The sequence below is a fragment of the Pseudomonas putida genome (assembly GCF_028682175.1).
GTDB lineage: Bacteria > Pseudomonadota > Gammaproteobacteria > Pseudomonadales > Pseudomonadaceae > Aquipseudomonas > Aquipseudomonas putida_AD.
The window spans coordinates 1-20,344 of the sequence record NZ_JANHKS010000022.1 but is presented as its reverse complement, the minus strand read 5'-3'; the positions used below and the strand labels follow the sequence as shown (position 1 = coordinate 20,344).

At 61.7% G+C, this 20,344-nt stretch carries 16 protein-coding genes; 10 read left to right on the top strand and 6 right to left on the bottom strand.

Annotated features, from left to right (window positions below; genetic code table 11):
- The 3 genes from NPS29_RS16230 to NPS29_RS16220 form a co-directional block, all read right to left on the bottom strand.
- Positions 1–1,959, bottom strand: coding sequence for a hypothetical protein (locus NPS29_RS16230; protein ID WP_274133753.1), 1,959 nt, complete (start codon positions 1,957–1,959; stop codon positions 1–3).
- A gap of 265 nt (positions 1,960–2,224) precedes the next feature.
- On the bottom strand, positions 2,225–4,339 hold the full coding sequence (locus tag NPS29_RS16225) for a hypothetical protein (protein WP_274133752.1): 2,115 nt from the start codon (positions 4,337–4,339) through the stop codon (positions 2,225–2,227).
- 84 nt (positions 4,340–4,423) lie between these two features.
- Positions 4,424–6,031, bottom strand: a complete 1,608-nt coding sequence (locus NPS29_RS16220) for a hypothetical protein (RefSeq protein ID WP_274133751.1) — start codon at positions 6,029–6,031, stop codon at positions 4,424–4,426.
- Positions 6,032–6,231: 200 nt separating this feature from the next.
- Between NPS29_RS16220 and prfB the strand changes: the two genes are divergently transcribed.
- From prfB to NPS29_RS16185, 7 genes are all read left to right on the top strand, one after another.
- Positions 6,232–7,327 (top strand): peptide chain release factor 2 gene (prfB, locus tag NPS29_RS16215; RefSeq protein ID WP_274133750.1). Its coding sequence is split into 2 segments (ribosomal slippage): positions 6,232–6,303 and positions 6,305–7,327, totalling 1,095 coding nucleotides; the frame shifts between segments, so codons are not numbered across the junction.
- 114 nt (positions 7,328–7,441) lie between these two features.
- Positions 7,442–8,944 (top strand): lysine--tRNA ligase, encoded by a 1,503-nt coding sequence (lysS, locus tag NPS29_RS16210; protein WP_274133749.1) that lies wholly within the window; start codon positions 7,442–7,444, stop codon positions 8,942–8,944.
- A 172-nt stretch (positions 8,945–9,116) separates the two neighbouring features.
- Positions 9,117–9,884, top strand: coding sequence for a TetR/AcrR family transcriptional regulator (locus NPS29_RS16205; RefSeq protein WP_274133748.1), 768 nt, complete (start codon positions 9,117–9,119; stop codon positions 9,882–9,884).
- A gap of 37 nt (positions 9,885–9,921) precedes the next feature.
- Positions 9,922–10,479 (top strand): hypothetical protein, encoded by a 558-nt coding sequence (locus NPS29_RS16200; protein WP_274133747.1) that lies wholly within the window; start codon positions 9,922–9,924, stop codon positions 10,477–10,479.
- A gap of 28 nt (positions 10,480–10,507) precedes the next feature.
- On the top strand, positions 10,508–11,785 hold the full coding sequence (locus NPS29_RS16195) for a flavohemoglobin expression-modulating QEGLA motif protein (RefSeq protein ID WP_274133746.1): 1,278 nt from the start codon (positions 10,508–10,510) through the stop codon (positions 11,783–11,785).
- A 212-nt stretch (positions 11,786–11,997) separates the two neighbouring features.
- Positions 11,998–12,918: an alpha/beta hydrolase gene (locus NPS29_RS16190; protein WP_274133745.1), complete on the top strand. Its 921-nt coding sequence runs from the start codon at positions 11,998–12,000 to the stop codon at positions 12,916–12,918.
- Complete coding sequence (locus tag NPS29_RS16185; protein ID WP_274133744.1) at positions 12,915–13,241, top strand: hypothetical protein; 327 nt, start codon at positions 12,915–12,917, stop codon at positions 13,239–13,241. Before NPS29_RS16190 ends, NPS29_RS16185 begins: the two co-directional genes overlap by 4 nt.
- A 189-nt stretch (positions 13,242–13,430) precedes the next feature.
- On the opposite strand, the gene NPS29_RS16180 is transcribed toward NPS29_RS16185, so the two are convergent.
- From NPS29_RS16180 to NPS29_RS16170, 3 genes are all read right to left on the bottom strand, one after another.
- On the bottom strand, positions 13,431–14,213 hold the full coding sequence (locus tag NPS29_RS16180; RefSeq protein ID WP_274133743.1) for an OmpA family protein: 783 nt from the start codon (positions 14,211–14,213) through the stop codon (positions 13,431–13,433).
- 46 nt (positions 14,214–14,259) lie between these two features.
- On the bottom strand, positions 14,260–14,685 hold the full coding sequence (locus NPS29_RS16175) for a DUF4398 domain-containing protein (protein WP_274133742.1): 426 nt from the start codon (positions 14,683–14,685) through the stop codon (positions 14,260–14,262).
- Between the two features lie 293 nt (positions 14,686–14,978).
- Positions 14,979–15,323 carry a pilin assembly protein gene (locus NPS29_RS16170; protein WP_274133741.1) on the bottom strand — a complete coding sequence of 115 codons (345 nt, stop codon included), beginning with the start codon at positions 15,321–15,323 and terminating at the stop codon, positions 14,979–14,981.
- A gap of 260 nt (positions 15,324–15,583) precedes the next feature.
- On the opposite strand from NPS29_RS16170, the gene ppc reads away from it, so the two are divergent.
- From ppc to tsaB, 3 genes are all read left to right on the top strand, one after another.
- On the top strand, positions 15,584–18,220 hold the full coding sequence (ppc, locus tag NPS29_RS16165) for a phosphoenolpyruvate carboxylase (protein WP_274133740.1): 2,637 nt from the start codon (positions 15,584–15,586) through the stop codon (positions 18,218–18,220).
- Between the two features lie 286 nt (positions 18,221–18,506).
- Positions 18,507–19,154, top strand: coding sequence for an adenylate kinase (gene adk / locus NPS29_RS16160; protein ID WP_274133739.1), 648 nt, complete (start codon positions 18,507–18,509; stop codon positions 19,152–19,154).
- 100 nt (positions 19,155–19,254) lie between these two features.
- Positions 19,255–19,929 carry a tRNA (adenosine(37)-N6)-threonylcarbamoyltransferase complex dimerization subunit type 1 TsaB gene (gene tsaB / locus NPS29_RS16155; protein ID WP_274133738.1) on the top strand — a complete coding sequence of 225 codons (675 nt, stop codon included), beginning with the start codon at positions 19,255–19,257 and terminating at the stop codon, positions 19,927–19,929.
- The last annotated feature ends 415 nt before the right edge of the window (positions 19,930–20,344 follow it).

The window sequence follows — 20,344 nt, the reverse complement described above, 5'->3', positions numbered from 1 at the left end:
TCAAGGCTGCACGGCCTGGTCGGCGGGAATGTAACTGAATGGGGCAACCCCGGCCGCCATTTTTGTTGCGTCAAGCTTGATGACAGGCACCCATAGCGATGTCCGGGTCTTGTACTTCTGTTGATAAGCCCGAGCTTCCGGCAGCCCAGCTGCGCTCTGGTAATAGAACGCTTGCAGCGGCACTCTGGAAGCCATACCGGCAGGCCAGACCTTTATCAGCACCTCGTTCCAGGTGCTGAATACCGCAGCGGGTACCGAAGAGCCCCGTGCCAGCAGGCTGAGTGAGAATTGCGCCGGATTCTGCGCGCTCAGCGAGCATTGCTGAAGGCGGTGGGTCAAACGGTTGGTGTAGGCAAGCCAGGTGTTGAGTGTCGTGGCATTCTGGCCTGCGCAGGTGCTCTGGTCCGCAACGTTGATGGAAAACTGATTGGAGGCTTGCACCTCGTCCAGGCTATGGCTCAACAGCATTCCCAGATTGGGCACTTTGCGGATCAAGGCGGCAAAGGCCGGATCCTTTTGCAGAAGATCGCTGGCGTCTTTGCCATTGGCGAGTCGGTCAGCCAGTTGCTCGTTGTTCCTGAGCAGCGCTGGCAGCTCGGGATGCTCGATAGCGATCTGCATCAGCTTCTCCCCGGTGTCGCTTGCCCGCCCGGCCTTTCCTGCGAATCCGCAACCGTACGCGAGTCTTCCCAGGTCGGTGGCGCCATCGTGCGGGAATACACAGAGGTATTCCTGCTGTTTGTTTTGCTTGATCGCCTCCGCCTGAGAAAGCAGGACGTAGCCGCTGTTCCTCCACAGGTAGGTGACTCTGGAATCCTTGCGAATATGCGAGAACGAGATTGAGCCTTTGCGGAATTGGGTCGCGCTAGGATCCCATGGATCAAAGTTACCGTTGTCCGTACCGCGGGTGGTAACGCCATTGCAGTAGTAGGAAGGCTGATTGTTGAGGCAGGTGGAACGCGTGTCGTTGAAACGGTTGTTCAGATCCTCGATCACGATTTCGCCTGGGGTACGGGAGTCGAGGACAATGAACTTCAGCTCCTGTGACGTTTCCAGGGGCAAGCCAGGCCTGCCCACGGTCGCCGTGACCGTGACCAGCGTGCCTTTGGCGTCGCGGACCTTGTCATAGGGAATGTCGAATCTCACCGGGCGTGGCGTGTCCCCGATCGGTGGATGCGGGGTTTCGTAGACGGGCTTGCCAGCCCAGCGAATGCCCACGGTGTCGCCTTTTGCGATGCCGGGGTAGGTATAGGTAACCCTGACGTCCTTGGACTGGACGAATGCCAGGTCGAGCAAACCGCCCTGCAGCAAGCTGATTTTCGGTGCGGTGCTCAGCGCCTTGCTCATCACCCTCACTGAAGCGGGGGCGGAAGACTGTGCAGGTTGCCCATTGCGAATCACCTCATAACTCAAGCTCACAGCCACGCCCACTGTCGCTGCAACAGTTGCCTTGGGAATAGTGAAGGTCAGCGCACTGTCGTCCACGGTGTCGTGCGAAGGTGTGTCATAGGAAGTGGCACCCCTCCAGAGTACTCTCACGGTCTGTCCTGCGCCGATGTCGGGGTAGTGAACCCGGACGACCAGGTCTCCCGTCAAGGCGTCGACATCCACCACATTGTCAGGCGCGCCGGGTAGCGTCGGTGCCGGGTATTGCGCCGGTGGTGCATTGCGGATGATCCTGATGCTGCGCGGCTGGGAAATCACCAGCGGATCATTCCCTATGCCGACGCTGCCGGTCAGCACCGGCGACAGGCCCAGATCCTTCGCGACCGTGGCATTCGGAATCTTGAACGTGACCTTTCTGGCGCCATCGCTGACCCTCTGCACAGGAGCATTATAAGTCTGACTGTTGCTTTTCCAGCGCAGCCCTACGGTATGGTCCTTTGCGATCTCGGGATAGGTCACCTCCACCGTCGCATCGGCAGCGCCCAGGGTTTGCAGATCGAGTTCGTCGTTCACCGCCTCGACCACCAGCGGTGGCGGTGGGGTGGCTATCGCCCTGACGGTGCCCTGCAGCGAGGTGGCAGGCGCTGCCTGGGGGCTGGCGACTACCGCAGCCACCCACAGACCGGAATCGGGAGCCGGTACGGCCTCGTCCGCCTGGATGGCGAATGCTGCCAGCAGCCCTGTCAGTGCCCACAGGATAAATGGCCTGGTTTTCATGTCGATCTCCTTTTCGACGGCGGGGCAAATGTCACTCGAGGCGACCCTTGCCGTCCGGCCGCTACGGTTGTACGGCCTGATCGGCTGTGCTGTAGCTGAAGGGGTTGCCCGCCAGCTTCGTCATGTCCAGCTTTATGACGGGCAGCCACATGCCCCCGGTCCGGGTCACGTACTTCTGTTGGTAGGCTTTGGCTTCCGCAAGGCCCGGCGCGCTGGTGTAGAAGAAGCCTTCCATGGGCAGCCGGTTGGGGATGCCGGCTGGCCACACCTTGACGAGAACTTCGTTCCAGGTGCTTTTGATCACCGGAAGGGCAAACTCTCGGGCCTTGAGGCTGGTGTCGAATTGCGTCGCATCCTGGGCGCTGAGGGAGCACTGCTGCGATGGATGGGTCAACTTGCTCGAATAGCTGTTCCATGTCGCCATGGTCGCTGCGTTCTGCCCGGCACAGGTGCTCAGGTCGTCAGCGTAAGGCGCCACGCGCCAGTGCTCAACCATTCGCTCGTTATCACTGAGCAAGGCGCCCAGAGTGGGTGCCGCCCTGAGCAACTCGGCCAGCCTGGAATCGCTCGTGAGCAGGCCGGCAGGGCTCTGGTCGTTCTTCAAACGCTCAACCAGGGCATCATCATTCTTGAGCAGGTTGGCCAGCTCAGGGTTCTGCGTGAGCATGTCAATAAGCGGCTGGTTCGCCTTGGGTTGCAGGCCGCAGCCCAGGCCTGGCCTGCCGACGAGGTCAGTCCATCCATCGTGCGGATAGCTGCACAGGTAGTCGTAGGCCTTGCCTTGGGCGATGGCGTTGTCCTGGGACAGCAGGATGTAGCCGCTGGGACGAAAAAGCTGGGTGACCCTGGCGTCCTTGCGCAGATAGGAAAAGGACATCGAGCCTTTGGTCAGTTGAGTAGGGCTCGGATCCCAGGGGTCGTAACCGCCATTGACCGTCCCGCGGATCGTGACACCGTTGCAGTAATAGGACGGCAGATCGCTGTCGCAGGTCTTGCGCGTGTCGTTGTAGCGCGCGTTGAGATCGGCAGCGACTTCCTCGCCTCCGGGGCGGGTGTCGACCACCTCCACCGACACCTCTGGCGATATCGTCAGATGGTTGTCCCCGGTACCCACCGAGGCGCTGACCAGCACGGTCTTGTCTCTCTCCAGCCGGACCTTGTCGTAGGGGATAGTGAATTCCAGTGGCCTGGGCGTGGTGCCGATTGCAGGGTGCGGCGTGTCATAGGCCGGGTTGCCGGCCCAACGGATGCCCGCGGTGTGGCCCGGGGTGATGCCGGTGTAGCTGTACGTAATGATCAGGGGCTTGAACAGCAAAGCTTTCAGATCCACTTTTCCATCGACCGCCGAGGGGATGACCGGAACTTCCTTGAGGGTTCTGAGGACGACGTTCAGGGTCAGGCTATCGGAGGGCTGAAACACCTGTCCGTCGAGCGTGACCTCGTAGCTCAAGGTGACCGGCTTGCCGAGACTGGCGATGACGACGTCGCGGGGGATGGTGAAGCCCAGGGGCGTGTCGTCCTCAGGGGACTGCAAAGGGGTGTCATAGGTCACCGGACCCCGCCACAGCACCTTTACCTGCTGTCCGGCAGCCAGGCTGTCATAGGCCACACGAACGTTCAGGTCGCCGGTGAGCACTCCGACGTCCACCAGGTTATCCGTGAAATCGGGTAATGCCGCTGCCGGGTATTCGCCCGGTGGCGCGCCGCTGATGATCGTGATGGTGCGGGGCTCGGAGATCACCAGTTTCTCGTTGGCAACGCCGACACTTGCGGTGATCTCCGGGGACTGGCCAAGATCATTGACGACGGTGGCATTGGGGATCTTGAACATGAGCTTTTTGGCGCCACCGCTGACGGTCTGCACCGGCGCCCGGTACTGCCCGGCAGGACTGGTCCAGTACAACCCTGCGGTATGCCCGTCGGCGATTTCGGGGTAGCTCACCTCGACTGTCGCATCGGCAGTGCCCAGGGTCTGCAGATCGAGCTCGTCGTTCGATGCTTCGACGACCACAGGCGGCGGCGGTTTGGGTATCGCCAGCACGCTGCCGCCGGGCGACGTCGCAGGGGATGCCTCGCATTGGCACTGGCAATTGCATGGCTGGCTGTCAGCTTGTACCCCGGGCAGGGCTGCAAGGGACATCAGCGTTGTGATCAGCAACGCATACAAGAGTTTCATGTGACCTCCATGTCGTCGGTCGGCAGAGTCATGCATCGTTCCCTGCCTGCGAAAATGCCCGGCAGGGAGTCGGTCCTGTCGATATCAGGGTTGAATCAATTGGTCGGTGGGGATGTAGCTGAAGGGCGCATCGTTGGGGGCAGCGAGGTCAAGCTTGATGACCGGCAGCCAGGCGCCTGCGGTCCGTGCCGCGTATTTCTGCTGATAGGTCCTGGCCTCGGCAAGGCCTGCGGGGTTCTTGTAGAAGAACGCCTCGATCGGCAACTGGGCCGGGATGTTCTGGTCCCAGACCCTGACCAGAATCTCGTTCCACGCGTCCGGCATGTTGGCAGGCCGGTTGGCCCGCACTTTCAGGCTGGTGAGGAACTGGCTCCAGTCCCGGGTGCTGAACGAGCACTGTTCCTGCGGGTGGGTCAGTTGTCGGGCGAATGCGTACCAGCCTTCGGTGGTGATGGCGTCCACGCTCTGGCAAGTGCTCAGGTCCGCCTGGGCGGCTCTTGGCTGGAAACCACAGCCTGCGTCGGGCCTTCTGGGCTGGGCAGTCCAGGCATCATAGGGATATGTGCACAGATACTCCTGAGCCTTGCCCTGGCGAATTGCGTCCTGTTGGGCGAGGAAGATGAAGCCGCTGTTGTGGTAAAGCGTGCTGACGAATGCATCCTTGCGCATGTACGAAAACGACACGCCTCCCAGGGTGATGGCCGTGGTGCTTGGGTCCCAGGGGTCGTAGTTGCCATTCTGCGTTGCACGAATCACCACGCCGCTGCAGTAGAACGCCGGCGTGCCCTCGTCACATTGCTCGCGGGTATCGGCATAGCGCCTGTTTAGGCTGAGCGCCGTGTCCACCCCGGTCGCCAGCGGCAGGTTGGGCGGCGGAAAGTCACCGATCTGCACTTGTATGTTCAGGGGCTGGGAGGTTTGCAGCGCGACGCCCGCAATCTCGACTGTGTAGGTCACGGGCACCGTGTTGCCCAATTCCCTGGCAATCACCTCCCGGGGCACGTTGAACACCAATGGTGCCGTGCTCGTGGTGTTCTGGGCCGCCGCCCGGTAAGGCGTGACGCCACCCCAGATCAGCGTGACCTTCTGGCCGGCGGCCAGGCTCGCAAAGGCCACCTTGAAGGGGACGGACAGCGGGGCCTTGCCCACGTCCAGCTTGTTGTCCGGGGCCAGCGGCAACTCGGGTGCCGGCAGCGCTTCGAGCATGACGTTGACCGTCAGTGGCTCGGAGGTCTGGATAGGTGCGCCGGGCACTTCGACGGTATAGGTGATGGTCGCTGTCTTGCCGAAATCCTGGGCGACTGTGGCCTTGGGCACCGTGAACGTGAGCGGGTGCGCGGCGGCGGTGGTCTGCACCGGCGCATTATAGGTGCTGGTGCCGGTCCAGCGCAGGATCACCTTGTGTCCCGGGCCGAAGCTCGAGTAATCGACTTTGAAGGGTACCGCAGCGCCCGCTTTGCCGATGTCCAGGTTGCCATCGGTGGCGAAAGCGGAAGCCGGAGCCTGAAAGACACCGCTGGCCGCTGATTCGGGGGAGGTGGGCGGTGCTTGCGACGGTATTTCGTCGCCCACGCCGGACTGTTCGGCCTGTGTCGCGGCAGGATAGACAGTCGACGGGTTTTCTTCTGCGTGGATGGGGGACGCCGCGAACAGCGTCACCATCACCCACAAGGCAAGTTGCCCGGGTTTCATCTCGACCTCCTTTTCGGTGTTTCCTGATGTCCTTTTCCGAGTATGTGCGCAGCCGATGCGGGCGCTAGGCTGTTTCGCGATGAGGGTTATCGCGGTTCGCGATTAGTCAGGAGGCCAGGCAGCCGGACGGACTGCCGCAATGGGGACGAATGAGCTATACTCGCGGGCTTTGCTAAATTCGCCTGCGAGTCCTGTCGACCATGGAAATCAACCCGATCCTGAACACCATCAAGGACCTGACCGAACGCTCCCAGTCCATTCGGGGGTATCTTTGACTACGATCACAAGAGTGATCGTCTGATCGAAGTCAACCGCGAGCTGGAAGACCCGAACGTCTGGAACAAGCCCGAGTACGCCCAGGCACTGGGCCGCGAGCGCGCCACCCTGGCGCAGATCGTCGAGACCCTGGACGAGATGTCCAGCGGCCTGACCGATTCGCGCGAGCTTTTGGACATGGCCGTCGAAGAAAACGACGAAGGCGCCGTCAATGACGTCGTCGAGCTGCTCCAGGGCCTTGAAGAATCGCTGGCCAAGCTTGAATTCCGTCGCATGTTCAGCGGCGAGATGGACCCCAACAACGCCTACCTGGACATCCAGGCCGGTTCCGGCGGTACTGAAGCACAGGACTGGGCCAACATCCTGCTGCGCATGTACCTGCGCTGGGCCGACAAGCGTGGCTTCGACGCCACCATCATGGAACTGTCCGAAGGCGAAGTCGCCGGCATCAAGGGCGCCACGGTGCACATCAAGGGCGAGTACGCCTTTGGCTGGCTGCGTACCGAGATCGGCGTTCACCGCCTGGTGCGCAAGAGCCCGTTCGACTCCGGCGCCCGTCGCCACACCTCGTTCTCGGCGGTGTTCGTATCCCCCGAGATCGACGACCGCATCGAGATCGACATCAACCCGTCGGACCTGCGCATCGATACCTATCGTTCGTCCGGTGCCGGTGGTCAGCACGTCAACACCACCGACTCGGCGGTGCGTATCACCCACGTGCCGACCAACACCGTGGTCAGCTGCCAGAACGAGCGCTCCCAGCACGCCAACAAGGACACCGCCATGAAAATGCTGCGGGCCAAGTTGTACGAGCTGGAAATGCAGAAGCGCAACGCGGCGTCCCAGGCCCTGGAAGACACCAAGTCCGACATCGGCTGGGGTCACCAGATCCGTTCGTACGTCCTCGATGACTCGCGCATCAAGGACCTGCGTACCGGCGTCGAGCGCAGTGACTGCAACAAGGTGCTGGACGGCGACCTCGACGGTTACCTGGAAGCCAGCCTCAAGCAAGGCCTGTAACCGCGAAACTACCGTTGCGGGCACGGCACGCCACTGCGCATGACCGGCCCGCGATTCCTCACCGCTGACCCGTGGCGGATGATGGGCAACGAACCTGATGGAATAACTGAAGACATGAGCGACCAACAACTCGACCCGCAAGCCCAGCAACAGGAAGAAAACACCCTGATCGCCCTGCGCAAGGAAAAGCTTGCAGCCGAGCGCGCGAAGGGTAACGCCTTCCCGAACGACTTCCGCCGCGAAAACTACTGCAACGACCTGCAGAAACAGTACGCGGACAAGACCAAGGAAGAGCTGGCTGAAGCGGCGATTCCGGTCAAGGTTGCCGGTCGCATCATGCTCAACCGTGGCTCGTTCATGGTGATCCAGGACATGACCGGTCGCATCCAGGTCTACGTCAACCGCAAGACCCTGTCCGAGGAAACCCTGGCCGCGGTCAAGACCTGGGACATGGGCGACATCATCGCCGCCGAAGGCACCCTGGCCCGTTCCGGCAAGGGCGACCTGTACGTCGAGATGACCACCGTGCGCCTGCTGACCAAGTCGCTGCGCCCGCTGCCGGACAAGCACCACGGCCTGACCGACACCGAACAGCGCTACCGTCAGCGCTACGTTGACCTGATCGTCAACGAAGAAGTACGCGACACCTTCCGCGTGCGCTCGCAAGTCATCGCCCACATCCGCAGCTTCCTGATGAAGCGTGATTTCCTGGAAGTCGAGACGCCGATGCTGCAGACCATTCCGGGCGGCGCCGCGGCGAAGCCGTTCGAAACCCACCACAACGCCCTGGACATGGAAATGTTCCTGCGTATCGCGCCTGAGCTGTACCTCAAGCGTCTGGTGGTTGGCGGCTTCGAGAAGGTGTTCGAGATCAACCGCAACTTTCGTAACGAAGGCGTCTCGACCCGTCACAACCCTGAATTCACCATGTTGGAGTTCTACCAGGCCTACGCCGACTACGAAGACAACATGGACCTGACCGAAGAACTGTTCCGCGAACTGGCGCAGCTTGTGCTGGGGTCCACCGACGTGCCGTACGGCGACAAGGTGTTCCACTTCGGCGAGCCGTTCGCGCGTCTGTCGGTGTTCGATTCGATCCTCAAGTACAACCCGGATCTGACCGCCGATGACCTGAACGACATCGACAAGGCTCGCGCCATCGCCAAGAAAGCCGGTGCCAAGGTGCTGGGCTTCGAAGGCCTGGGCAAGCTGCAGGTGATGATTTTCGAAGAGCTGGTCGAGCACAAGCTGGAACAGCCGCACTTCATCACCCAGTACCCGTTCGAAGTGTCGCCGCTGGCGCGCCGCAACGACGAAAACCCGAACGTCACCGACCGTTTCGAGCTGTTCATCGGCGGCCGTGAAATCGCCAACGCCTACTCCGAGTTGAACGACGCGGAAGACCAGGCCGAGCGCTTCATGGCCCAGGTGGCCGACAAGGACGCCGGTGACGACGAAGCCATGCACTACGACGCCGACTTCGTTCGCGCGCTGGAATACGGCATGCCGCCGACGGCGGGTGAGGGTATCGGTATCGACCGTCTGGTGATGCTGCTGACCAACTCGCCATCGATCCGCGACGTGATCCTGTTCCCGCACATGCGGCCTCAGGCTTAAGCGTTGTCAGAAAAGCCGCCTGGAGAGGGCGGCTTTTTTTTGCCTGTTTTGCGGATGTTCGGTTACCTGTGCTGACGCCTTCGCGGGCAAGCGCGCTCCTACACTGTATTGTGCTCGACTGTAGGAGCGCGCTCGCCCGCGACGGGGCCGGTGCAGACACCGAAGCTTTCCGATGCCCCGATTTCGAAGACTAAAAAGGAAACCTGTCGTGAATCGTACGATCGCTCAAAAGGGAGCCGCCGGCCTTGCCACGGCTGTGGCGCAGAGTGTTCAGTATCAAGGCCGCAAAGCGAGCCGACAGGGCAGTGAACAGCGTCGCCAGCAGATTCTCGATGCCGCCATGCGCATCCTCATCCGCGATGGCGTGCGCGCCGTTCGCCATCGTGCCGTGGCTGCCGAGGCGCAGGTGCCGCTGTCGGCCACCACCTATTACTTCAAGGACATCGACGACCTGCTCACCGATGCCTTCGCCCAATACGTCGAGCGCAGCGCCGCCTACATGGCCAAGCTGTGGACCAACACCGAAGTGTTGCTGCGCGAAATGGTTGCGCGCAACGATGGCAGTGCCGAGGCCCGTGGACGCCTGGCCGACGAAATCGCGCGCATGACGATGGAATACGTGCGTCATCAACTGATGACCCGCCGCGACCAGTTGATCGCCGAGCATGCCTTCCGCCTCGAAGCCTTGATCAACCCGCGCCTGGCACCTCTGGTGAGCGCCCATCAGGAGATTCTGCTGCAGGGAAGTGCCCAGTTTCTCGAGGTCATGGGCTCGGCCCAGCCGCAGACGGACGCGCAAGTGTTGACGGGGATTATCGGGCGGATGGAATATCAGGGGCTGCTCGAAGGCCCACGGCCCGACGCAGACGAGCAAATGCTCGCTATTCTTACCCGCCAGATGCACTTGGTGCTGGGCACTGCAAGGCCCGTGGCGGGTTGATCGTTCGCCGGTTCACGGCTCACATGGGGAGGAAAGGATGAAAGTCTGGAGCGTCGTGCTCGCCTTGTCGTTCGCCCTGTTGAGCGGATGCCTGGTGACGTTCAAGGACCCGATCGCGACCCGCGATACCGCGCCGCCCGGACTGCTCGGCACCTGGACCAGCAAGAACGCCTGGGGCGAGCCGCTGGAGCTCGAGATCAGTCGCGCCGGCACCAATCAATACCGGGCGGTCAGCTATCGCAAGGGCGATCGCCAGAACCGTGACGAATACACCTTCACCGTGGCCCGCCACGGCAGCCGCTGGTACCTGTGCGCCTCGCTGCCGGACAAGTACGGCGCCAACTACGTGATCGCAGGCTTCGACCTGATCGACAATCAAAACGCCGCCGACGAGCTGGAGGTCTATGATCTTGACCTCGAACGCTTCCAGCAACTGGTGGAACAGAAGGTCTTCGACGGCCAGACGGTGGACACCGAGAAGGGCGACGGCGTCCTGATCACCAGCTCCATGGACAAGGTGTTCGCCTACCTGGACGACACCGCCAATTCCGATGTCTTCATCAATGCGGCCAAATATCAGCGCATGACCAAATAGCGCTACCGGTTAATCAAAGGGGTATTGGGTGGACGATTACCAACAGACCATACGCACGCTGTCCGATCGTATTGTGTTGGCGCAGACGCCGATTCGCGTACTCGATGCCGTGAAATGGGACGACAGCATCCGCAAGACGTTCCTGGCCGCCAAGGGCAAGGAACCGCCCGAGGTCGACCGCGCCTATTACCAGAACCGCCCGCTGGGGTTCGATTCGGGCGCGGTGAAGCTCGAGTTCCAGAACATCGAGCGCGACATCACCCGGCAACTGGGCCAGTTCAACCCGGTCGGGCAGATCATGCGCCGCATGTGCAAGGAATACCGCATGGTGATCCGCATGCTCGAAGCCCGGGGCACGCCGGATTTCGGCCTGATCTCCCAGGAGCTGTACGGCGCGGCCTCCGATGCGTTCCATGCCGGCGACCCGACCCTGGCCGACCTGGGCATGATGCTCTCCGATTACCTGAACAACATCGCCGGGCGTGGTGACCTCAAGGACGAACCCAAGACACTCAACGCCAAGGACGCGGTGGCCATGCTGCAAAGCCGCCTGAACCGCACCTTCGGCGAGGCCGAGGAAACCATCCGCGTGTTCGAGTCCGACGGCATCGTGGCTGACGCTGCGGCGGGCGCCGACTACATCAAGATCCGCAGCGACGCGATGTTCAACGAGCGTGACGTGCGGGCGCTGGAAGTCCACGAAGGCCTGGTCCACGTGGGCACCACGCTCAACGGCTTGAACCAGCCAATCTGCACCTTCCTGGCCAAGGGTCCGCCCTCGTCGACGGTGACTCAGGAAGGGCTGGCGATTCTGATGGAAGTGATCGGCTTCGCCTCGTACCCGAGCCGCCTGCGCAAGCTCACCAACCGCACCCGCGCCATCCACATGGCCGAGGAGGGCGCGGATTTCCTCCAGGTGTTCGATTTCTATCGCGAGCAGGGCTTCGGCATGCCGGAAAGCTACGGCAACGCCAGCCGCGTTTTCCGAGGCTCTGTGCCGAACGGTCTGCCATTCACCAAGGACCTTTCGTACCTGAAGGGTTTCATCATGGTCTACAACTACATCCAGTTGGCCGTGAGAAAGGGCAAGCTTGAGCAGGTGCCGCTGCTGTTCTGCGGCAAGACCACCCTGGAAGACATGCGCACCCTGCGCCAACTGGTGGACGAAGGACTGGTGGTGCCGCCCAAGTACCTGCCCGACCAGTTCCGCGACATGAACGCGCTGTCGGCGTGGATGTGCTTCTCCAACTTCCTCAATCACCTGAGCCTGGACCGGATCGAGGCGGATTACTCGAACATCCTCTGAACAACACATCCCGTAGGAGCGCGCTTGCCCGCGATGGCGTGGTGTCAGACGACTCGGATCTACCTGACCCACCGCCTCCCCTGTAGGAGTGAGCTTGCTCGCGATGGCGTAGTGTCAGTTTAAGTCGTACCGTCTGACACACCGCTATCGCGAGCAAGCTCACTCCTACAGGTCCTGGGTGTGGTTGGATATTTCACTTAAAAGGACATCGCTTGAAGCCGCTTCTGACTTTGCTCCTGCTCATCTCCCTCACCGGCTGCAGCGAGTTGCTGTTCTACCCCGAGCGCCATGTGCCCATGACCCCGGACAAGGCGCAACTGGCCTACCGCGATGTCACCCTCGTCGCCGCCGATGGCACCCGGCTCAACGGCTGGTGGCTGCCGGCCAAGGCGGGCGTGCCGGTCAAGGGCACGGTGCTGCACCTGCACGGCAACGGCGGCAACATGGCCTGGCATCTGGGCGGCAGTGGCTGGCTACCCGAGCGCGGCTACCAGGTGCTGATGCTGGACTACCGCGGCTATGGTCGCTCCGAGGGCGATCCAAGCCTGCCTGCCGTGTATCAGGACGTCGACGCCGCCTTCGACTGGCTGAGCAAGGCCCCCGAAGTACAGGGCAAACCGCTGATAGTCCTGGGCCAGAGCCTGGGCGGCGCGATCGGCGTGCATTACCTGGCCGAACATCCGCAGCAACGCTCGCGGCTCAAGGCACTGGTACTCGACGGCGTCCCGGCCAGTTACCGTGAAATTGCGCGCTACACCCTGAGCACGTCGTGGCTGACCTGGGCGTTCAAGCGGCCATTGTCCTGGGTGATTCCTGACGGCGACAGCGCCATCACCGCCATCCCCCGGCTCAAGGGCACGCCGATCCTGTTGTTCCAGAGCCTGGACGATGCGCAGATTCCGCTGCAAAACGGCATCAGCCTGTATCAGGCCGCACCGCCCCCGCGGGTGCTGCAACTGACGCGCGGGCCTCACGTACAGACCTTCGCCGACCCGACCTGGCAGCAAGTCATGGTCAACTACCTGGACGACCCGCAGCACTTCAACGGTTTGCGGCGTCTGGCAGAAATCCCCAACTACCCCGATCCTGACGCGAAACCGTCGCCAGGCAACCCAGCAGAGAGCCACAAATGAGTGAAGAGCGTAACGTCATCCCGCAGATTCTGACCGGCATCGCCTGTATTTTCGGCACGGTGGGGGTGTTGTGGTACTACGGCTACCTGCACTTCGCAAAGCCTGAGGACGCCCTGCAATTGAGCCAGTTCACCATGCTCAAGACCATGCCGGGGGAGGATTACAAAGTCGCGCTGGAACCCGCGCCGCAGGCTGCGCAATGCATCGAAGGGGTATTGGTGCTGTTCGATACCGAACAGAAGGGCCTGACCGGCGTGCTGGTCAACGACCGTAAACAGGCGGTGCGCTGCATGGGGCAGCAGACGCCACAGCAGGTTCAATAACACGCTAAGCATCGCCGCCTGATATCTGTTATCTGTGGGAGCGGGCTCGCCCGCGAACGCTGTTTGCCAGACGCCTGTTTGGGTGCCTGACACACCGCCTTCGCGGGCGAGCCCGCTCCCACAGACGGACGCAAAACAGCCCCGCCTGAGCATCGCCAGGCAGGGCTGTTGATTACCGCAAGAGCTGCGTTACTGCATCGAAGAACGCGGTGCCACTGGCTGGTTGTCGTTGGAAATGGTCACTTCCACGCGACGGTTCATCGCGCGGCCCGACGCGCTGGCGTTGTCAGCCACCGGGTATTCCTTGCCGTAACCCTGGGACACGACGCGGTCCATGCTCACACCCATCTTCACCAGCGCCATGCGCACGGAGTTGGCGCGACGCTCGGACAGCGACTGGTTGTAGCTCGCGGAGCCGGTGCTGTCGGTGTAACCCTCGACGATCACCTTGCGGTCAGGGTTCTCTTGCAGGAACTGAGACAGCTTGTTGACGTTGACCAGGCCGCTGGATTTCAGCTCGGCCTTGTTCAGATCGAACAGCACGTCACCGAAGGTCACCAGGGTGCCGCGTTCGGTCTGCTTGGCGTTCAGGCTGTTCTGCAGCGCCTTGATCTGCGCATCGCGTGCATCCAGACGTGCCTGTGCACGCTGAGCCGAGGCGTTTTTCAGATCGTTTTCAGCGGTCTTCAGGTTAATGGTCTGCTTGGCCAGCTCCACGCGCTGATTGGTCAGGTAAGCCAGTTGGTCGACTTTCTGCTCGTTTTCGTGGCTGCGGAAAGCCGCATCGGCCTTGTCCAGCCATTCGCTCGCGTCTTTGGTTTCCAGGGCCGCCAGTTCAGTGGCCTTTGGGTTGCTTTGCAGCGCCGAATAGTTGGTGCGGGCCTGCTCCAGATTCACGTTCGGTTGCGAAGAGCAGGCAGCCAGGCCAACGCTCAGGGCCAGCAGGGCAGGAATCAGTACTTGTTTACGCATGATGGTTTCGTCCTTAAATCAATGGCAATGCAGGAAATGCGAAGGGTTACTGGCTGACCGGCTGGGCCTGGCGCATGCCTTCTTCACGCAGTTCATTGACGCCCTGGCGAGCGTCCTGCACGGCTTTCTGTGCCTTGGCCGCTTGCGCCTTGCGCTCGGCTACACGGGCGTCCCACTCGGCCTGTTCAGCGTATTTGCGGGCCTCGTCGTATTTCTTTTCCTGCATCGCAAGTTCCGATTGCTTGAACTTGTCCTGCGCCGATTTCATCTCGACCGGAGCGTACTCGGTGGCACCTGCGGTCACGGCAGCGTTCACCGCCGACTGGGTCACGGCGTACTGCTCGCTTGGAGGTTTGCCTGCACAACCGGCAAGGAGCACGCTGGTGCCCACGACCAACGCGGCCAGTTTCAGCCCGCGCAGGCGGTTGGACTTGGTGTTGGCAGTGCTGATGTTCATGGTGGTCAACTCCATTTCGAAACTCCTGAAAACATGATGGTCCATTTCAGTCTTGCCCTGGTCGGGAGCGGGCGGCTTGCAGCAAACACGCGTCGCGCCTGATGCCATTGGTCGGCTTTTTCTGTCATGGCTAATTGCTCGGACCAACACGGTTTTTGAATAGTTCAGCGTTTTTTACAGCTGCCAAACGGGTGATTTGTTGCGCGTTGTAAAACTGGCGCTTTTTTAATGACACATAAAAAGACGCGCCGGCCCCGGTTTTACGGGGCGGCGCGGCACTTTGACTGGCATTGAAAACGACGTCGTTATCAGTGCTGCTGACTGTCTGTCAGATCCGACAGGTCTTGTAGGAAACGACGCGACAAGGCGAGGAAACGCGGTGTCGGTCCTACGTCTTCGTAGAGAGGATCGCCTTCTTCGTCAGTGGCGACCACGTGGGTGCCCTGGATGTACGGAAAGCTTTCTTCAAGCTCTTCAAGGGCAGCACCGATCAATTCGCCCAGCAGTTCCTCCGGGGAGCGTTTGGGGTACATTTCGGCGATGGCCGCCAGGCGCGCTGCGGCTTCGACGTCCAGATGCACGGCGTACCCGGTCTTGGTCAGGCGGCCTTTGGCGGACTGTTCCCATTGTTTTGCGAGCTCACGGATTTTCATAAAGACCTCTTCATGGTTCTCGCACCTGGCGCCCGCAGGATGACGGGAGCTGGCGAGTATGCAGACCTTCGTGGGGTCCACTACAAACCCTAGCCTTTTCCCCACGGATGTGAGGCAAGGGGTTGCATGCTTGTATGAATTTGTCGCTGTATGCACAGTAGATAGAGACGGATTTTTACCGAGCGTTCAGTTTCAGGGACTTTTCGGACCCGAAGCCACGCGTGACCGGAACAACAAAAAACGCTGAAGGAGAGGGCTGGATGGCTGATATCGATGCACGTTTGCGCGAGGACGTTCACCTCCTGGGTGAGCTGTTGGGCAACACCATTCGTGATCAGCACGGGGCTGATTTTCTGGAGAAGATCGAACGTATCCGCAAGAGCGCCAAGGCCGGTCGGCACGCTACGACACAAAGCACCGAGCAACTGAGTTCCAATCTGGAAAGCCTCAAGGAGGACGAACTGTTGCCGGTTGCGCGGGCCTTCAACCAGTTTCTGAACCTGGCCAATATCGCCGAGCAGTATCAGTTGATCCATCGCCGCGACGACAGCAAGCCGCAGCCCTTCGAATCGCGCGTGCTGCCTGAACTGCTTGAGCGTTTGAAGGCGTCCGGTCAGTCACCTGAAGCCCTGGCGCGCCAGTTGGGGAAACTGGAAATCGAACTGGTCCTCACCGCCCACCCCACCGAGGTGGCACGGCGCACGCTGATTCAGAAGTACGATGCCATCGCCGCGCAACTGGCGGCCCTCGATCATCGCGACTTGAATGCCATCGAGCGCCAGCAGATCACCGAGCGCCTGCAACGCCTGATCGCCGAAGCCTGGCACACCGAAGAAATTCGCCGTGTCAGACCCACGCCCGTGGATGAGGCGAAATGGGGCTTTGCGGTGATTGAAAACTCCCTGTGGCAAGCCATCCCCAACTACCTGCGCAAGGCCGACCAGGCGCTGAAAGCGGCCACCGGCCTGCACCTGCCTCTGGAAGCGGCGCCGATCCGCTTCGCTTCATGGATGGGCGGCGACCGCGACGGCAACCCCAATGTCACCGCCACCGTGACCCGCGAAGTGCTGCTACTGGCGCGCTGGATGGCCGCGGACCTGTACCTGCGCGATGTCGATCAACTGGCTGCCGAGCTGTCGATGCAACAGGCCAGCCCCGAGCTGATGGCCGTGGCCGGCGACAGCGCCGAGCCCTATCGCGCCGTGCTCAAGCAACTGCGCGAGCGCCTGCGGGCCACCCGCAACTGGGCCCATGCCTCGCTGCGCGTCACCCAGCCTGCGCCTGAGGGCGTGTTGCACGACAATCGCGAGCTGCTCGAACCGCTGCAATTGTGTTTCCGCTCGCTGCACGAGTGCGGCATGGGCGTGATCGCCGATGGCCCGCTGCTCGATTGCCTGCGCCGTGCGGTCACCTTCGGCCTGTTCCTGGTCAAGCTCGATGTCCGCCAGGACTCCACCCGGCACAGCTCGGCCATGACCGAGATCACCGACTACCTGGGCCTGGGCCGATATGACGACTGGGACGAAGAAACCCGCATCGAATTCCTGCTCGGCGAGTTGAGCAACAAACGCCCACTGCTGCCCGCGCATTTCAAGCCGGCAGCCGACACCGCCGAAGTGCTGGCGACCTGCCGGGTGGTGGCGGCGGCGCCTGCGGCATCGCTGGGTTCCTACGTGATCTCCATGGCGGGCGCGGCTTCCGATGTCCTGGCCGTGCAGTTGCTGCTAAAGGAAGCTGGCTTGCAGCGACCGATGCGGGTAGTGCCGTTGTTCGAAACCCTCGCGGACCTGGACAACGCGGGGCCTGTGATCGAGCACCTGCTCAGCCTGCCGGGCTATCGCCAGCGTTTGCATGGCCCGCAGGAAGTCATGATCGGCTATTCCGACTCGGCCAAGGACGCGGGCACCACGGCAGCCGCCTGGGCGCAGTATCGGGCCCAGGAAAAACTGGTGGAGATCTGCAAGGCCCAGCAAGTCGAACTGCTGCTGTTCCACGGCCGTGGCGGCACCGTAGGCCGCGGGGGTGGTCCTGCTCACGCGGCGATCCTGTCGCAGCCGCCAGGTTCGGTGGCCGGGCGTTTCCGCACCACCGAACAGGGCGAGATGATCCGCTTCAAGTTCGGCCTGCCGGACATCGCCGAGCAGAACCTGAACCTGTATCTGGCCGCGGTGCTGGAGGCAACCTTGCAGCCGCCGCCGATGCCTGAGCCGCAGTGGCGTCAGATGATGGATCAACTGGCCGCAGATGGCGTGAACGCCTATCGCGCCGTGGTCCGGGAAAATCCCGAGTTCGTCGAATACTTCCGCCAGGCCACACCCGAACAGGAACTGGGACGTCTGCCGCTGGGCAGCCGGCCGGCGAAGCGTCGCGAGGGCGGGGTGGAAAGCCTGCGGGCGATCCCGTGGATCTTCGCCTGGACCCAGACCCGCCTGATGCTGCCTGCCTGGCTCGGCTGGGAAGACGCGCTGAGCAAGGCGCTGGAGCGGGGCCAGGGCGAGTTGCTGGGGCAGATGCGCGAGCAGTGGCCGTTCTTCCGCACCCGCATCGACATGCTGGAGATGGTCCTGGCCAAGGCCGACAGCGACATTGCCCAGCTCTACGACGAACGTCTGGTGCAGCCGCAACTGCTGCATTTGGGTGCGCATTTGCGCGACCTATTGTCGCAGGCGTGCGACGTGGTGCTCGGGCTGACCGGCCAGTCGCAACTGCTGGCCCACAGCCCGGAAACCCTTGAATTCATCAGCTTGCGCAACACCTACCTCGATCCGCTTCATCTATTGCAGGCCGAACTGCTGGCACGCTCGCGCAGTCGCGAGGTCAGCCTGGACAGTCCTCTGGTACAGGCGCTGCTGGTGTCTGTTGCAGGCATTGCCGCCGGTTTGCGCAATACCGGCTAAGGTGAGATTGGTGCCGCAGATGAGGCTCGAAGGCTTCATCCTGCGGCGCACAGCCGATCCGCCGCAGAGCTGCCCCCTGAAGTTGCACTGCGGTGCTACCAAAGTACCGATCGTTGCCAAGCTATTGGTTTGTCGCGGGTTGCTGCGACTTTTGGCGTCTTGTGCGGCATGAATCGGCTGTGTATCTTGATCAGCCTTTGGCCGTTGGGTCAGTTAATTTTTTTTAGTGATTGGCCCCATGTAGGCGAATCCGACGAAATCTCTATAAAAATTGAGGAGCACAACAATGCGCGTGATTCTGCTGGGAGCTCCCGGGGCCGGTAAAGGTACTCAGGCAACGTTCATCACTGAAAAGTTCGGCATTCCACAAATCTCCACCGGCGACATGCTGCGCGCTGCGGTCAAGGCCGGCACCGAGCTGGGCCTGAAGGCCAAGAGCGTCATGGACAGCGGCGGCCTGGTGTCCGATGACCTGATCATCGGTCTGATCAAGGATCGCCTGTCGCAGCCCGACTGCGCCAACGGCTGCCTGTTCGACGGCTTCCCGCGTACCATTCCCCAGGCTGAAGCCCTGAAGAATGCCGGCCTTGCCATCGACCACGTGGTCGAGATCAAGGTCGACGACGAAGAGATCGTCCAGCGTATCTCCGGCCGTCGTGTGCACGAAGGTTCGGGCCGCGTCTACCACACCGTCTACAACCCGCCGAAGGTTGAAGGCAAGGACGACGTGACCGGCGAAGACCTGGTTCAGCGCAAGGACGACGTCGAAGAGACCGTGCGTCATCGCCTGTCGGTCTACCACGCGCAGACTGAGCCTCTGGTCGAGTTCTACAAGAAGCTCGAAGAGAAGGACGGCACGCCGAAGTTCAGCAGCATCCCGGGCGTAGGTTCGGTCAAGGAAATCACCGCCAAGGTGAGCGCAGCACTGGCCTGATCTTCACCAGGCGTTGCGATGACGGCCCGCTTGCGGGCCGTTGTTGTTTATAATGCCCGCGCATTTCTCCCACTTTTCTCCCCCGATCATGGAAACTCCGATGACCACGTTGCTGGCCCTGGACACCGCCACTGAAGCCTGCTCTGTTGCCCTGTTGCACGACGGAAAAATCACCACGCACTATGAGGTGATTCCGCGGCTGCATGCGCAGAAGCTTCTGCCGATGATCAAGGAGCTGCTGGCAGGGTCCGGCATCGGGCTGTCGGCGCTGGATGCGATTGCTTTCGGGCGTGGCCCGGGGGCGTTCACTGGCGTGCGCATTGCCATTGGTGTGGTGCAGGGGCTGGCGTTCGGGCTGGATCGTCCGGTGTTGCCGGTGTCGAATCTGGCGGTGCTGGCGCAGCGGGCCTTGCGTGAGCATGGCGCCACGCAGGTGGCTGCTGCAATCGATGCGCGGATGGATGAGGTGTATTGGGGTTGCTATCGCGAAGCTGCCGGTGAGATGCGGCTGGTGGGCGAGGAGGCGGTGATGCCGCCAGAGCGTGCCGCTTTGCCTGCCGATGCGTCGGGTGAGTGGTTTGGCGCGGGTACGGGTTGGGGGTATGCGGGGCGTATGCCTGTCGCTGTCTCTGGGCAGGATGCTTTGATGCTGCCCCATGCGCAGGATTTGCTGACGCTGGCGACCTTTGCCTGGCAGCGCGGCGAGGCCATTGTTGCTGATGAGGCGCAGCCGGTTTATTTGCGGGACAAGGTGGCGACGCCCAAGGCTCGGTGATCTGTTCTTGATCGCGTGGTCCTGATCGTTCCCACGCTCTGCGTGGTAACGCCTTGAGCGACGATCCGCGTCGGCGGCGGTTGAATCGTGTGTATATCCGTTTCTTAGGCTGGTGCTGATTGCGCCTTCCGCCCTTACGGCGGGTCACTTTTTCCAAGAGCTGAAAAAGTAACCAAAAAAGCCCTGCGACAGGCTGGGGTCCTTCGGACTTCCCTCGACTCCGGCGCCGTTCCGGGGGCACGCCGTGATGGGCCGTCCCTGGCCCGCACGGCTTTCGCGGCTTCCTGCCGCTCATCCCCCTCTACGACACCTGCGCTCGGCCTGGCGCCTTAACGTCGCGTTCAGCGGTGTCTGCACCATCGCGTAAGAAGATCAAAAGCCAGATCAAGATCTTTGTTTGTACTCCGCCCCGTAG